This window comes from Acinetobacter baretiae (assembly GCF_015627105.1).
In the GTDB taxonomy this organism is placed as follows: Bacteria; Pseudomonadota; Gammaproteobacteria; order Pseudomonadales; family Moraxellaceae; genus Acinetobacter; species Acinetobacter baretiae.
Genome location: NZ_VTDM01000028.1, coordinates 1 through 14,974, shown reverse-complemented (window position 1 = coordinate 14,974; position 14,974 = coordinate 1). Strand labels below are relative to the sequence as shown.

The window sequence follows — 14,974 nt, the reverse complement described above, 5'->3', positions numbered from 1 at the left end:
TTGGCCAATTTCATGCATTATCATGGCTTTTAGGCTGAAAAATAGCATGTTTGACAACATTTTTACCGTCAAAATAGCTCATTTTGTAACAAAAGTCTGATGAAAATAGCTCAAAAGTGCGATGTAAAAAAATGTTGTCACAGATCATTCACAATTAAAACTTATGGTGCCTCGTAGCAAACTTAATTTCGCTTGGGGTGTCATGTAATGCGTAACTCAAAACAACAAAGACATATGAATACATTTCAATTTAGTGCATTGGTTTTAGCACTCATGGCTTTGAATCCAACATATGCAGCAGACAGTGAGGTGCAGTCACTTGGTGTCATTCAAGTGACAGGTACAGGGCAAGCTGCAAGTATGAGTGCAGCATTGCGTGAACAACAAAGTTCAGACAGCATTAGCAGTGTGGTACATGCCGATGGCATTGGTCAATTACCCGATGATAATGCAGCAGAAGCATTACAGCGACTACCGGGTGTTTCTGTTGAGCGAGATCAGGGCGAAGGGCGTTTTGTTACGGTACGCGGTTTAAGTGCTGACTTAAATGCCGTGACGATTAATGGAACTTTAGTACCTGCACCTGAAAGCAATCGCCGTGGTGTAGCACTTGATGTTTTGCCTTCTGAATTGGTGCAATCTTTGGCTGTGGTGAAAACCCTGACACCCGATTTAGATGCCAACTCTTTAGGGGGAACAGTACAGGTAAATAGCCTCTCTGCCTTTGATCATAAAGGATTGTTTTATACAGGCACGGCTGAAGGCAGTTATAACAGTTTACGTGAACGATATAGTCCAAAATTTTCTGGTGCGATTAGTAATCGTTTTAACCTATTTGGTGGTGAAGATAATTTTGGTGTGGCCGCTGCGTTGAGTTATCAAAATCGTAAATTTGGTTCAGATAATGTGGAAACGGAAGGTGCTTGGACAGGACAGGGTATTAATAAAATTTCTATGCGTTATTATGATATTGAGCGTAAACGTTTAGGGGCAGGGCTCAATTTTGATTGGCGTACAGATTCGGGGCAATATTATTTAAAAACCTTGTATAGCAGTTTTGATGACACCGAATCACGTTATGCACGTAATGTGAAATTTGATTCTCCATGTGTGGTGAACACTGCATGTACCGGAAAGGTCACTCGTGCTTTAAAGGCACGTGAAGAGGACCAAACTATACAGTCATATGTATTAGGCGGTAAGCAACAACTTGGTTTGTGGGTGGTCGAAGGCCAAGTGGGGTATAGCGAAGCCAAAGAGCATGACCCGCAAGGTTTATCTGGTGCAGAATATACAGGGAAATTTAAGGGTTTGAGTTACTCAGACACTGAACGACCTGTATTTAATTCAAATATCAGCGATTTAAATCAAGCCAAAAATTTCACGTTAAACAGTATTAAAGAAAAACAAGCGCTGACCAAAGATATAGAAAAAAATATTAAACTAGATTTGAGTCGTGATTACAGCCTAGCGCAGTATTCGGCACAGTTTAAATTTGGCGGTAAAATAAGCCATCGTAAAAAAACCAATGATGAAAATGAATGGGTATATAAAAAACCGACAAATCTAGGTAGCAATGATTTCTATGGAAGTGCAGATTATAGTCTAGCAAGCTTTGGCCCTTTTATTGATGAAGCCGCAGCTAAGAGTCATTTGGTGGGGTTAGATCCAAATAAGAATATGGATGTTGAAGCATCTACAGTCAATGATTTTAAAAGCAAAGAAGACATTAATGCTTTGTATTTTATGAATACTGTAGACATTGATCAATTAAGAATTATTGCTGGTTTACGTTTTGAAGGAACAAAGAAAACTGCTCAAGGATATGGATATATTGATAAAAAAATATCATCGACATCACACAAGCAAAATTATCAGCATTGGTTACCCAACCTTACTCTACGTTATGAGCTAGATAAAAATACGTTATTGCGTGCAGCATACACCAGTACAGTGGTTCGTCCGACCTTTGCTCAGTCGTCACCCGGAATGTATATTAGTAATACTGACTTAGAAGCTGAATTTGGTAATCCTGATTTAAAACCACTCACAGCCAACAATTTTGACCTTAGTGTGGAACATTATTTTGGTACAGCAAGTACCTTGTCGGCTAATGTGTTTTATAAAAAAATCAAAAACTTTGTCTATCAAACAGATTTATCTGGCCAAGGCCGCTGGGCAGATTTTGATACGGTAACGACCTATAAAAATGGTCAACAAGCAAAAATTTATGGCTTAGAGCTTGCCTATTCACAAAAAATGGAACAGCTTCCTGCACCATGGAATGGTTTAGTGTGGGGCTTAAATAGTACGTTCAGTCATTCAGATGCCACGATTTCAGATACATACACCACCCGCCATATTCGTTTTCCGAGTCAATCAAATGTTGTGGGTAATGCATTGTTGGGGTGGGAAGGAGAACGGGCAGGTTTGAAAGTGTCTGCAAACTATAAGTCAGCAAATGTTTATCAAGTCACTGATGTGAGTCAGCCTGCGCTCGATATTTATAATGATCGTCAATTCTTTGTAGATATTAGCAGCTATTACAATATTACCCCGCAATTAAAACTTAAATTAGATGTAGGGAATGTCACAAATCAAGCGTATTACGCCTACACAGGTTCAAAAGCGCTCAATGCACAATATGAAAAATATGGGCCGACTTATAAATTGGCACTGACTTTTACACACTTCTAATGCAATGATGGTTTAAGGATTATGTTTAAAAAAACGGTATTAATCAGTAGTCTTATGCTGACACTCGTTGCATGTTATCAGGCACCTGAACACAAAGAAACAGCTATGGCTACAAGTCAAGTACGTCATAATGACAGTACTTTGAACTTTATTCCAATACAAGACAAAGACTTTAAAGTTGAAGCAGTACAGCATATTAATATGCCAACATGGCCACAGGCATTTGTGCTTCAAAGCAGTAAAACCCAAGGCCTGCGTATTTTAGATCAACAATATAAAGTGTTGAGTCATATAGAGGGTAAGTTCGGTTCGGTAACATATACTGCTTTAAATGAATCACAAATTTTAGTGCAAGTTGTTGATTTAAATACCCAGCAAGTGGTAAACAATAGCTATGATTTTAAGAGTAACACATGGTCAAAACCAACTGTATTACCGAAAACCACGTTTAAAATAGACACACTGTGTACATATAAAAATGAAAGTAGAGATATTTTTACATTTTTAATTGGTGAACAAGGCGAAGGTGAGCAGTGGGTGGTTGGTCAACATGACAAAATACTCTCACAACCTAAACGAATACGCTCACTTTATTTACCTGTAGGCACCAATGCATGTGCGATTGATCAGCATCAAGGTAAAATTTTATTGAATGAAGAAGGGATTGGGGTTTGGCAATATTCAGCAGATCCTGAACAACCTTTTTCACGTCAAATTGTCGACTTAATACAACCTTATGGCCATATACAACGTATGCCTACAGGAATTTCACGATTAGGTGAGTCTGCTTTTGTATTGGATGAAAAAGCACATTTGATTTATCAGTATGCGCAAAAAGGCAAACAATGGTCATATCTTCGTACATGGTCATTGCCTGACATGAAAAAACCACAACAATTACAGGTGTGGTTCACACAAGGCCAAATTAAATTTTTAATAAATGATAATCATCAGATAAAAGTGGCTCAAGTTTCTGCAAAAGAAGTGAGTATTGATGAAAAGCCAGCTCAAGCTGTAACTACAGATGTCGTGACAGTTCAACCTGAAGTACAAACAGTGAGTGTACCGCATGCAGGTGATGCCGCAGATGATCCTGCAATTTGGCACAATATTAAAAATCCAGCTCAATCTAGAGTGTTAGGAACAGATAAACAAGGTGGTTTACAAGTTTACGATCTCAAGGGTTTAGAAACCCAATACTTAGCAGTTGGGCGATTAAACAATGTTGATATTCGTCCTCACTTTATGTGGGGAGATCAGTTAATAGATATAGCGATTGCAACAAATCGAGATCGAAATAGTTTACACGTGTTTGCTATTGATCAAACCACAGGAAAAGTATCTGTGTTGGGTGAAGTATCAACGACCTTAAAAGATATTTATGGTATTTGTTTATATCAAAACCGTGAAAAAGACATTTTTGCCATTCCAAATGATAAAGATGGTACTTTTATACAATATAAAATTACAGGTAAAAATAAACAGCTTCAGGGCACAGAAGTGAAGCGTTTTTCTGTAAAAACTCAGCCTGAAGGTTGTGTCGTGGATGATGCAAATGATCGTATTTTCTTAGGTGAAGAAGATCATGCGGTATGGAGTATGAGTCTTTTATCAAACAATGAAGCTTTACAAAAGGTGATTGCAGTTGGTGAGCATGGGGTAAAAGATGATATTGAAGGCATGGGAATTTACCAAGGAAAACAACATAGCTATTTGGTGTTTTCAAGCCAAGGCAATGACAGTTATGTGGTGATTGATGCAACAGCCCCTTATCAATATCGTGGTCGTTTTAAGGTGGGAATGAATTTAAGTAAAAATATTGATGCTATTTCTGAAACAGATGGATTAGAAGTGAGTCGCTTTGCGATGGGGGGCGTCTGGCAAGCAGGGATGTTTGTGGCACAAGATGGACATAAGCGTATGCCCGAAGGTAACCAAAACTTTAAATATGTACCATGGACAAGTATTGCTCAGGCTTTAAAACTACCAGAGTAGGCATAAAAAAAGACCATCAAGTGATTGATGGTCTATAAAAATACGTTGGTGCCGACACTCGGATTCGAACTGAGGACCTACTGATTACAAGTCAGTTGCTCTACCAACTGAGCTATGTCGGCAACGTGGTGGCAATTCTATACACTTTTTTAAAAAGGTCAAGCTAAAAAATAACCATTTAGTGAATTTATATTTCAAATTTATCCATGCCATACTTTTTTTAGGCGTGGTTTTTTTCGTTTCTGGGTGATTTTATGATTTAAGCCAATGATTTTTAAAAAAATTATTTTAATCAAACTGTCATCATTTTATCAATGATTTGTCATATTTCATGCCTATGCTGTGGTGCATTAAATATGCAATGGTGAAAATAATGCGTAGTTGGAGTGAAACAAAAAAAGCAAAACCACATATCGAGCTGATTCCAATGATTGATGTGATGATGTTTCTGTTGGTTTTTTTTGTGCTCATTAGTTTAAATGTGATTCCATCACAAGGCCTAAAAACGCAATTACCATCTGCAACCACCTCACAAGCGTTCAAGCCACAAACCAAGGCAATTGTTACGCTATTGGCAGATCAAATTCAATTAGATGGGCAGAACACAAGCATAGACCAATTGGTTCAATCACTAAAATCACAACAACAAGCAGGTAAAAGTATTGCTGTGATTATTAATAGTGATAAAGGTGTGGCTGTAGAGCAGTTGGTGAGTGTGATGGATCGTTTGCGTGCAGATGGTTTTACATCTGTATCGTTAGCCACACGGAAAGTCTAGTATGAGTATGTATGTTGTTTATCATCATCGACGGGCTTTAAGTTGGTGTCCTGCGGTTTTCATAGGTGCATATTTGCTTTTCTTAGTTCAGCCTGAGGTACTGAAGGTTGAACCTAAATATGATGAAAAGCCGATTGAAATTACCATGGCAACATTGCCAGAACCAGTCGTTACACCACCTATGCCTGTAGTGCAGGCTGAACCTGAAGTACCGTCTGAAGATGCGATTATTGAAGAAAAACCTAAACCGAAAGTGGTTGAGCCTGTTAAGCCAAAACCCGAACCTAAAGTGAAACCCGTAGAAAAAGTGAAACCTGTAGAAAAGGTAGAACCTAAAAAGGTTGAGGCAAAAGCACAAGACACTCAAAAAACGCCAGTTGTTGAAGCAAAAGTACCTGAAAAAGTGGTTGAAACGCCAGTAGAAAAGCCTGCCCCTGTGGCTGAAAAAGCACAAGAAGCTCCAAAAATGAAGGCTGAGCCTGTAGAGGCAGAAAAACCAAAGCCAGTAGCTTCGGCAACAGCGGGTAATCGTTCAGCTGAAACAGGTTATTTACAGCAAGTGAGAACGGCAGTTGAACAACAAAAACGTTATCCAACAGGGCGAGAAGCATCACTTGAGCGACCAGAAGGAAATGTTGAAGTATGGTTGCAAATTGATCGAAGTGGGAAAGTATTAGATTCAGGAATTGCCTCTAAATCTAAAAGTATGTTGTTAAACCGAGCTGCACTTTCAAGTTTACAAGCAATTAAACACGTTGAGCCATTTCCTGAAGATGCTTTTTCAGGAGAAAGCCAAAAACGATTTGTTGCGACCTTAAATTATACAGCGCCGTAGTTAAACTACAAAGCAAGGAAAAGAAATGAGAAATTTTGAGAAAAAATTATTGTCAGTATCTATATTATCTATACTTGTATCTGCAACTGTGCAGGCACAAAGTGTAGATGTTGGTGTGGTATCTGTGCAAGGGCAAGCACCTGTAGGCGGTGGCTTGATGGTACAAGAAGATACACCAAAGGCACGCTCTGTGGTTACAAGCGATGCTTTAAATAATAATCCGAGTGCAGGAAATGCCTTAGATAAAATTGCAAAAGTGCCCGGTTTACAAATGAGTAGTACAGATTCTTCGGGAATTAGTGGTCTAAACTATACTATGCGTGGCATGGGGGCAGATCAAATCGGTTTATCTGCCGATGGTATTCCTTTAAATGACTCTGGAAACTATGCAGTGTATCCGAACCTTTTAGGTGATTCGGAAAACATTAGCCAAGTGTTTGTGACGCAAGGTTCGGCAGAAGTAGATGGCCCCCATATTGGCTCAAGTGGTGGTAATATTGGGTTAAGTACCAAACGACCAGATAAAAATGCAGGGTTATTTGTCGAACAAAAATTTGGCAGTAATGACCTGAAAAAAACCTTTGCTCGTATTGAAACAGGACAAATCGGGAACTTTAGTGCATGGTTATCTGCATCACATACGACCGCCAATAAGTGGAAAGGCAAGGGTGATTTAGAGGGCAATAAAGTTGAAGCCAATGCATTTTATAAAGCAGATAATGGCAACACCAGTAGTTTGATTGTGAAATATAATAAGCAAGATAATTATCAATATAATTCAGTGAAAAAGAGTGATTTTGATGCAAGTCCAAATATAAATGGTACTACAGGACATCAAGCAGATTATTCATCTAATTCAAATGATTCTAAATATTATCAATATGCGCGTAACCCATTTGAAAATTTAAATGTTTCATTAACGCAAGATTTAATTTTAAGTGATACGTTTAAAGCAACCATTCAGCCGTATTACTATTGGGGCAATGGGGGTGGCTCTACCGAATCAAAAACTTTAAATACATCGAGTAAGTCAAATTTGTATGATTTACAAAATGTAATTAATACTCAAAAATTTTACCGCCCATCAATGACAACAACATGGCGTCCGGGTGTTACGGTGAAAGCAAAATGGGATCTGAATGAGCAACATAGCCTATCTGCTGGATATTGGTATGAGCGTGCTCGTCAACGTCAAACACAACCTTTTATTTATACAGACAATGGTATACCTCGTGATGTTTGGGCAGAATCAAATCAATTTGTAGATGCCAAAGGTCAAGTGGTACAAGGACGAAATCAATTTACCATTACACCTGCACAACGTGTTTGGCTACAAGATACATGGTATGTGTCACCAAAAGTTACGTTAATGGGTGGTTTTGCGTGGGAAAGTGTTAAACGTAAAGGTAATAATTTAGGCAGTTTATCGACCACTTCATACACAAAACAAGCCAAATATAGCGAATTATTGCCTAATTTTAGTGCAAAATATCAACTCGATGACAAAAACCAATTCTTTTATAATCTTTCCAAAAACATGCGGGCACCACAAAACTATGTGCTGTATAACGCAGATGACTCTATTAGTTTACAGCCAGAGTTAAGTGTGAACCAAGAGCTAGGTTGGCGTTATCAAACCCAAGACATGCTACTCAGCGCAACTGTATTTAATATGAATTATAAGAATCGCCAAATCTCTAGCCAAAATGGCGGGGGTGATGATGTCATGATTAATGCAGGTAAAGTAGATAGCCGTGGGGTAGAGTTCGAGTGGAGTGGTCATTTAGCGTATAACATGAACTACTACACATCGTATAGCTATACAGACTCAGAACAAAAGGGTATGGCAATCAAAAAAGGGGTGTATTTACCAACGGTGGGTAAGCAAACGCCAAATACATCTAAAAACGTTTTTACCGCGGGCATTGGCTATGACAATAGCACATGGTTATGGAATTTCAGTGGTAATTACACTGGGCCATTTTATGGTGACTTAACCAACGATGAAAAGATCTCAGGTCGTACTACATTTGATTTCTCTGCAGGGGTACGTTTACCTGTAAAAAATAGTTTTGTCAAAGATGTATCTTTAAAGTTTGGTGTAAATAATATCTTTGATAAAGAGTATTTAGCATCGGCCAAAACAGTTCAAATGAATTCAAAAACCACAGGTACAGCGACTGGTTCGGCACCACTGTATAACATAGGTGAAGAACGTACATTTGTCATTTCTCTATCTGCAAAACTATAAGGGTTAACTAACATGAATGCTGATTTAGTTCATAGTATTATTTTTTATATGATGTATGCCTGCTTAGCGGTGCTGTGTGTAATTTTTATTGAACGTGTGATCTATTTAACATGGACACAAAAGCAAACGAAAAAACTCAATGAACAGCTCAAGCAACAACATACGCTTGATGAAAAACAGGTTGAGAAAAAAGATAAAAACCCTGCATACCTACTGGTTGAACCGTTACTGGTAAGTGGTCTGACGGAAAATGAGCGTAACGATGCTATTGAACAGCAATACATCGAAAGCAAAGCCGCTTTAAATAAAGGTATTTGGGTATTAGAGACGATTGTTGCAGCTGCACCACTATTAGGTTTACTCGGTACTATTTTAGGAATTGTAGATACATTTCAAGCCTTGGCGGCATCGGGTGTGTCTGATGCGAGTAAAGTATCAGGCGGTATGGGTACAGCTTTATATGCTACAGGGCTAGGAATTGCAATTGCTTTAGTGGCGTTGGTGGCCAATAATTTTTTAGGTAACCGTATTGAACGCATCAACGAACTGTCTAAAGTTTTGTTGATTAACACAGGGAAGAGCAAAGTGGTGAAAGGGGCAACTTACAAAGCACAAACCACTGAAGAAAACAGTTATGCTTAATGTTAAACTACCCAAACAATTCGCTTGTTTGGGTGTTTTTTTGACATTTTTAAGTGTATCTCAGATGATTAATGCGCAAACAACAGGTGAGTTTGAGTTAGTTGTTAATCTTCCAACAGAAACCACATTGCAACACCCTGCATTGTCAGATGCACAAACCACTTGGCAACAGCTGTTTGATGGGGCGACCTCTGAGATACAGATTGCACAGTTTTATGTATATAGTTTGCCAAATACAGCACTCGATCGCGTACTTCAAGCCTTAAAAAGCGCAGGGCAAAGAGGCGTGAAAATCCGTTTCTTACTCGATGAAAAAGGGGTCGGTTTATCTAATCCAGACACCATTCGATATATTCAGAGCATTCCAAATCTTGAATGGAAAGTGATGAACTTCTCTAAAGTCAGTCATGGCATTATTCATGCCAAATACTTTATTGTCGATGGGCGAGTGGCTTTTGTGGGTAGCCAAAATTTTGACTGGCGAGCATTAAAGCATATTCATGAAACAGGCTTAAAAATAAACAATGCACAAATGGTTGAGCAGATGAAACAGATTTTCCAAACGGATTGGAATAATCAAATTCATCTAGAAAAGCAACAAACGATTGCAACATTTACCCAGCATCAAATCCCTGAAAATGTCACTCAAAATGATTATTTACTGGCAAGTCCACCTAAAGTTACACCGAGCAATATTTATACAGCAGTAGATAATTTTCCTAAACTGATTGCCAGCGCTCAGTCCAATATTAATATTCAAGTCATGCAGTATTCACCACTGAGTTATGCAGAAGGTAAGGGTAAGCGTGTATTTTATGATCTGATAGATCGTAGTTTAAGAGAAGCTGCTGCACGTGGTGTAAAGATTAACTTAATGATTGCAGACTGGAATATTCGATATCCAGACATCTTTTGGATTAAAAGCCTTGCGCTTGTACCCAACATGAATATTAAAATTGTAACGATTCCTAAAAGTAAAGACGGCTTTATTCCCTATGCTCGGGTGATTCATAGCAAGTATATGACCATAGATCATAAAACAGCATGGGTGGGTACATCGAATTGGAGCGGTGGGTATTTTGACGAGTCTCGTAATTTAGACATTGTACTCAATAATCAACTCGAAATTACTCAAAATTTAGACCGTTTGTATGATGATTTATGGCAAAGTAACTATGTACATTTAGTGAATGTGAATACAGCTTATAAGCCAGTGAATCCTGCCAAAGAGTGAAGAGATGCGTGATTTAATATGTCGTAATATTTTTACTGTTTTTGCTTTGAGTATGGTGTTGACAGGCTGTTTTTTGGTTCCCGAAACTTTATCGAAGCGACAGGTTTTGTGGGATATTGTGAATCATCGTTGCGAAACAAGCCGAGATGAAACACATGCATGTTTAGTTGTGAATAGATCAGCGGGCTATGTGGTGTTAAGAGATCGAAATGGGCCTGTACAAACTTTAATTATTCCAACTGCTAAAATTACAGGCATTGAAGACTTGAAACTACTCAAGCCAAATGCACACAATTATTTTGCAGATGCATGGAAACATCGTGCAATTTTAGATGTACAACATAAAAAAGTGATTGATCCTCGTTATTTATCTTTTACAGTAAATTCACCTTACGGACGTACACAAGATCAATTACATATACATTCATCATGTTTGAAAGCGCAAGTGTATACACAGTTAACCCATGAGCGTGTACAAATTACGGAGTCATGGCGTGTATTATCAACGCCTATTTTAGGTCATCGTTATTTAGCCAAAAAGATCAATTTATCTCAATTGAATGATGTAAACCCTTTTGTGGAACTTTCTCATTATCTACAACAAAACAATGCAGGTCGTATGGCTGAGTATGGTTTAGGCATGGTGTCAGCCACAGGAACAGATATTATTTTATTGGCCACCAGATTTGACTTAACAGAGAAGAATTTGGGAAGTATTGAGGAAATACAAGATACGTTTTGTGAGGTGACACCGTAGCGTACAAAACGTATCTAGGTAAATGTCTTAGAGACGCATTTCAATGCCTTGTTCTGCAAGGTATTTTTTGGCTTCAGGGATTGTGTGTTGCCCAAAGTGGAAAATACTTGCAGCAAGTACAGCATCGGCACCGCCGTGTAAAATTCCATCGGCAAGATGTTGTAAATTACCTACCCCACCAGAGGCAATGGTAGGTACAGAAACACGATCATTAATAGCACGCATGAGTTCAATGTCGTAGCCTGCTTTTGTACCATCTGCATCCATACTTGTAATAAGGAGTTCACCTGCGCCGTAATTGGCCATTTTGACTGCCCATTCAATGGCGTCTATACCTGTGGCTTTTCGCCCACCGTGAGTAAAAATCTCCCATTTACCTGTCGCAACTTTTTTGGCATCAATGGCAGCAACAATACATTGTGCACCAAAACGAGAAGATGCTTCTTGTACAAATTCTGGGTGAGTGATGGCTGCTGAATTAATACTGACTTTATCTGCACCTGCATTTAAAAGTAAGCGAATGTCTTCTACTTTACGTACACCACCACCAACGGTGAGTGGTACAAAAACAGATTCTGCCATACGTTCTACAGTGCGGTATGTGGTGTCTCTGCCATGATGTGTTGCGGTAATATCTAAAAAGGTGATTTCATCTGCACCTTGTTCATTATAGCGTCGTGCAACTTCAACAGGGTCACCTGCATCTCGAATATCTAAAAACTGTACGCCTTTGACCACACGGCCATTATCGACATCTAAACAAGGGATGATTCGTTTTGCGAGCATATGGGTATCCTGCACTGGCTTATAAATAAAGTTTCCGAGATCGGCTATAACTTGTTAAACTTCATGTATTCTATCAAACTATTTTTGTTTCACGCAGGTTTTCTATGTCTGTTTATACGCCTTTGAGCTTAGAAGAAGTTCAACAATTTACCCGTGCATACGGCTTAAACGTGGTTGATCTTGTACCCATTCAAGGCGGCATTCAAAATACCAACTATTTTATTATCTGCGAAGATCAAAAACAGTATGTACTGACCGTATTTGAAAATGAGACAGAGCAAAGTGCAGGTGAACTTGTACCTGTATTACAACACTTATCACAGCATGGTGTACCTGTCGCTGCACCGCTGATGCATAGTGGTAAAGCTATTCACTATATTGTCGGTAAACCTGCTCAAATTGCACCACGAGTATGGGGTGAACATCCAGAAATAACCAATGTGGCACAAGTTAAAGAAATTGCAACAGCACAGGCAAAACTACATGTTGCTCTGCACAACTTCCCACTGACACGTAGTCATAGTCGTGGTCACGCATATTGGACTGATATTGGTCGTATGTTACAAAAAGAAGAAATGTCTGAACAAGATGCAGTATTGTTTGATCAAGTTTATGCAATCTTTCATGAGTATCAAACACAGTATCCAAATCGTAGCCAAGGTTGGGTGCATTCAGATTTATTTAGAGACAATACCCTTTTTAAAGGTGACACACTTACAGGCATTTTAGATTTTTTTGAGCTTAATTTTGATGAGTTACTATTCGATGTTGCAATCACGATTAATGAGTTTTGTACTAAATACCCTGCGGTGAGTTTAGATCAAACCAAAGTAGATGCTTATTTACAGGCTTACCAAAAAACTCGAATAATGAGTGATGATGAACGTGCATGTTTAGATGTGTATTTAGCGATGTGCGCTTGTCGTTTTTGGTTACTGCGTTTAAATGTAGCACGTTTGAATCGTTTAGAAGGCCGTGGCGGTAGTGATGTATTTCAAAAAGATCCCACTCAAATGCGTGACATGCTAGTGGATCGTTTAAGACGTTTAAAATGAGAGCCAAAACATGCGTGATCAGGGTCGTTTAGTTGAATGGTTTGATGAAAAAGGATATGGTTTTATTCAACCTCAAGATCGAACCAAGTCACGTGTTTTTTTACATATTAAAGACTTCGCCAAACGAGGCCCACGTCCTATCGTGGGTTGTGCATTAGAATATACGGTAGTTGTCGCGCGTAAAGGTCAGTTTACCGCAAAAAGTGTGGTGTATTTAAATGTACAACAAAGCCGTTCAACCTCAGCAACATTTGAAAGTTTTCCTCAAAAACAATCATCTAAACTCGATAAAATGACCATCGCAATTATTATTTATTGGTTGATTTTATTCACCCTAGACACCATGGAAAAACTACCAAGTGCTTATTTTTTGCTGAGTATTATTTGTAGTGTTGTGACTTACTTTTTGTATAAAAAAGACAAAACTTCTGCTGTTTCAGGCGAATGGCGTGTACCTGAAGTAACTTTACATATTTTTGCCATTTTGGGCGGTTGGTCAATTGCTTGGTTTATGCAACAAAAATTAAGACATAAAACACAAAAAAAATCATTTAGGCAGATGTACTGGCTTACAGTATTACTTAATCTTGTGTTGACTGTGGTCATAGCTTCTGGCGTGATTCAATTTTAAAAAAACTAGATTTTAAACAAGATACTTGTAAATGGTCTGAAGAGCTTATAAATTGAAATAATGAAGAACTAATCGAAGATATGTATTGTGAAACTATATTATACCCCCGGTGCCTGTTCTTTGGCTGTTCATATTATTTTAAATGAACTACATTTAGATTATGACCTAGAAAAAGTCGATATTAAAACGCATCAAACAGAAACAGGACAAGATTTCTTTAAAATTAATCCTAAAGGAGCTGTACCAACCCTAGAGCTGAGCAAAGACGTATTTTTAACTGAAATTGTGGCTATTCTTCCATTTTTAGCTGAGCTTGACCCAAATAAGCAAATGATTCCAAATATGGGTCTAGAGCGAGCACGTGTTTTAGAGTGGTTAGGGTATTTAAGTACAAGACTACATAAAAGTTATTCTATATTTTTTGCGGGTGAAATCACTGATGAGGAAAGAAAAGTAGGAATTCAGCAAGTAGATACATGTTTAACATTGATCGATCATGCTTTAGAACAATCTGAATATCGCTATTTGAGCAGTGATCATTTTGGCCCAGCAGATGCTTATTTATTTGTACTGACGAGTTGGTCTGCATATATTAAGCATGACCTTACTCCATATAAAAATATACGCGCATTTAGTGAGAAAATTTCACAACGTCAATCGGTTAAAATAGCCATGAAAAAAGAAGGTTTATTGTAGCTGTATTCATTAATGATTTTACTTTATACAAAGAGCATCATATCAAGGAAATTATATAATTTCCTTGATATGTATTCTAAATAATAGTTTTAAAATAAAAAATATAATCAATTTCTTATGGTAAATCATTACTTCTTATTCATTTAATTCAGCCATTTTGAAAATATTCATTTTAAGCCAAACGCATTGTGCTTGTTTTATCATTAGAGTATTGGAAAATATAGTTAAACAATCTCATTACTCTTTCAAAAGTTTTCCATATTTTTATGAAAAATGAGGAAAACTTTTAATCCTCTATTTAACCGCTCTAAAGCATATTCAAACATATAGCAAAATGTCTCATATTGGTGCTTTTTTATTTTACTGTGATGTAAATAGTAAAATTGCTTATATTTTACCCTTTTGTTGAAATTGTTACTTAACCCGAATCCTGTTTAAGGATTTATTTGAAAAAGCCAAGGATTAGAGCCATAAGTTGAGTTACTAGACACGACTTACCACTCTAATCCTCATGACTGATATTACTGCTTTATTCTGTACCATTGATGATTTTTTTATAAAATTTGAATCCACTTATTTGAAATTTCTAAAACAGAATCAATACTTCAAACGAATAC

General features: G+C 37.8%; 12 protein-coding genes, 1 tRNA gene and 1 pseudogene. 12 read left to right on the top strand and 2 right to left on the bottom strand.

The window, feature by feature from the left end; all coding sequences use genetic code 11:
• Positions 1 to 207 precede the first annotated feature (207 nt).
• The gene (locus tag I2F17_RS10595) at positions 208 to 2,697 is read left to right on the top strand and encodes a TonB-dependent receptor (RefSeq protein ID WP_235985952.1); all 2,490 of its coding nucleotides are present in this window, start codon (positions 208 to 210) and stop codon (positions 2,695 to 2,697) included.
• Positions 2,698 to 2,718: 21 nt separating this feature from the next.
• Entirely contained in the window at positions 2,719 to 4,692 is a 1,974-nt protein-coding gene (locus I2F17_RS10590; protein ID WP_211139888.1) for a phytase, read from the top strand.
• Positions 4,693 to 4,738: 46 nt separating this feature from the next.
• Here I2F17_RS10590 and I2F17_RS10585 read toward each other — a convergent pair.
• A tRNA-Thr gene (locus I2F17_RS10585) sits at positions 4,739 to 4,814 on the bottom strand.
• A gap of 251 nt (positions 4,815 to 5,065) precedes the next feature.
• Here I2F17_RS10585 and I2F17_RS10580 point away from each other — a divergent pair.
• From I2F17_RS10580 to I2F17_RS10555, 6 genes are read left to right on the top strand one after another with little or no spacing between them, the layout of a single operon-like run.
• Positions 5,066 to 5,470 (top strand): ExbD/TolR family protein, encoded by a 405-nt coding sequence (locus tag I2F17_RS10580; RefSeq protein ID WP_211139886.1) that lies wholly within the window; start codon positions 5,066 to 5,068, stop codon positions 5,468 to 5,470.
• A gap of 1 nt (position 5,471) precedes the next feature.
• Positions 5,472 to 6,305, top strand: coding sequence for a TonB family protein (locus I2F17_RS10575; protein ID WP_211139884.1), 834 nt, complete (start codon positions 5,472 to 5,474; stop codon positions 6,303 to 6,305).
• A 25-nt stretch (positions 6,306 to 6,330) separates the two neighbouring features.
• Positions 6,331 to 8,556 carry a TonB-dependent receptor family protein gene (locus tag I2F17_RS10570; RefSeq protein ID WP_211139882.1) on the top strand — a complete coding sequence of 742 codons (2,226 nt, stop codon included), beginning with the start codon at positions 6,331 to 6,333 and terminating at the stop codon, positions 8,554 to 8,556.
• 12 nt (positions 8,557 to 8,568) lie between these two features.
• Positions 8,569 to 9,198, top strand: coding sequence for a MotA/TolQ/ExbB proton channel family protein (locus I2F17_RS10565; RefSeq protein ID WP_196422500.1), 630 nt, complete (start codon positions 8,569 to 8,571; stop codon positions 9,196 to 9,198).
• 40 nt (positions 9,199 to 9,238) lie between these two features.
• The gene (locus tag I2F17_RS10560) at positions 9,239 to 10,432 is read left to right on the top strand and encodes a phospholipase D-like domain-containing protein (RefSeq protein WP_211139880.1); all 1,194 of its coding nucleotides are present in this window, start codon (positions 9,239 to 9,241) and stop codon (positions 10,430 to 10,432) included.
• A gap of 4 nt (positions 10,433 to 10,436) precedes the next feature.
• Entirely contained in the window at positions 10,437 to 11,189 is a 753-nt protein-coding gene (locus tag I2F17_RS10555; RefSeq protein WP_211139879.1) for a CDP-diacylglycerol diphosphatase, read from the top strand.
• Positions 11,190 to 11,216: 27 nt separating this feature from the next.
• Here I2F17_RS10555 and hisF read toward each other — a convergent pair whose 3' ends face one another.
• Positions 11,217 to 11,975 (bottom strand): imidazole glycerol phosphate synthase subunit HisF, encoded by a 759-nt coding sequence (gene hisF / locus I2F17_RS10550; RefSeq protein WP_211139877.1) that lies wholly within the window; start codon positions 11,973 to 11,975, stop codon positions 11,217 to 11,219.
• Positions 11,976 to 12,079: 104 nt separating this feature from the next.
• On the opposite strand from hisF, the gene I2F17_RS10545 reads away from it, so the two are divergent.
• The 4 genes and pseudogenes from I2F17_RS10545 to I2F17_RS10530 all read left to right on the top strand — a co-directional run.
• Positions 12,080 to 13,030, top strand: coding sequence for a homoserine kinase (locus I2F17_RS10545; protein ID WP_211139875.1), 951 nt, complete (start codon positions 12,080 to 12,082; stop codon positions 13,028 to 13,030).
• Positions 13,031 to 13,040: 10 nt separating this feature from the next.
• Positions 13,041 to 13,661, top strand: coding sequence for a DUF1294 domain-containing protein (locus tag I2F17_RS10540; protein WP_211139874.1), 621 nt, complete (start codon positions 13,041 to 13,043; stop codon positions 13,659 to 13,661).
• An 87-nt stretch (positions 13,662 to 13,748) separates the two neighbouring features.
• On the top strand, positions 13,749 to 14,357 hold the full coding sequence (locus tag I2F17_RS10535) for a glutathione S-transferase N-terminal domain-containing protein (protein ID WP_211139872.1): 609 nt from the start codon (positions 13,749 to 13,751) through the stop codon (positions 14,355 to 14,357).
• A 511-nt stretch (positions 14,358 to 14,868) separates the two neighbouring features.
• A pseudogene (locus I2F17_RS10530) lies at positions 14,869 to 14,974 on the top strand (IS982 family transposase); the annotation flags it as partial.

Excerpts from the sequence above, each read along its gene's own strand:
- I2F17_RS10595 (WP_235985952.1), top strand. The coding sequence starts at position 208 with ATGCGTAACTCAAAACAACAAAGACATATGAATACATTTCAATTTAGT.
- I2F17_RS10590 (WP_211139888.1), top strand. The coding sequence starts at position 2,719 with ATGTTTAAAAAAACGGTATTAATCAGTAGTCTTATGCTGACACTCGTT.
- I2F17_RS10580 (WP_211139886.1), top strand. The coding sequence starts at position 5,066 with ATGCGTAGTTGGAGTGAAACAAAAAAAGCAAAACCACATATCGAGCTG.
- I2F17_RS10575 (WP_211139884.1), top strand. The coding sequence starts at position 5,472 with ATGAGTATGTATGTTGTTTATCATCATCGACGGGCTTTAAGTTGGTGT.
- I2F17_RS10570 (WP_211139882.1), top strand. The coding sequence starts at position 6,331 with ATGAGAAATTTTGAGAAAAAATTATTGTCAGTATCTATATTATCTATA.
- I2F17_RS10565 (WP_196422500.1), top strand. The coding sequence starts at position 8,569 with ATGAATGCTGATTTAGTTCATAGTATTATTTTTTATATGATGTATGCC.
- I2F17_RS10555 (WP_211139879.1), top strand. The coding sequence starts at position 10,437 with ATGCGTGATTTAATATGTCGTAATATTTTTACTGTTTTTGCTTTGAGT.
- hisF (WP_211139877.1), bottom strand. The coding sequence starts at position 11,975 with ATGCTCGCAAAACGAATCATCCCTTGTTTAGATGTCGATAATGGCCGT.
- I2F17_RS10545 (WP_211139875.1), top strand. The coding sequence starts at position 12,080 with ATGTCTGTTTATACGCCTTTGAGCTTAGAAGAAGTTCAACAATTTACC.
- I2F17_RS10540 (WP_211139874.1), top strand. The coding sequence starts at position 13,041 with ATGCGTGATCAGGGTCGTTTAGTTGAATGGTTTGATGAAAAAGGATAT.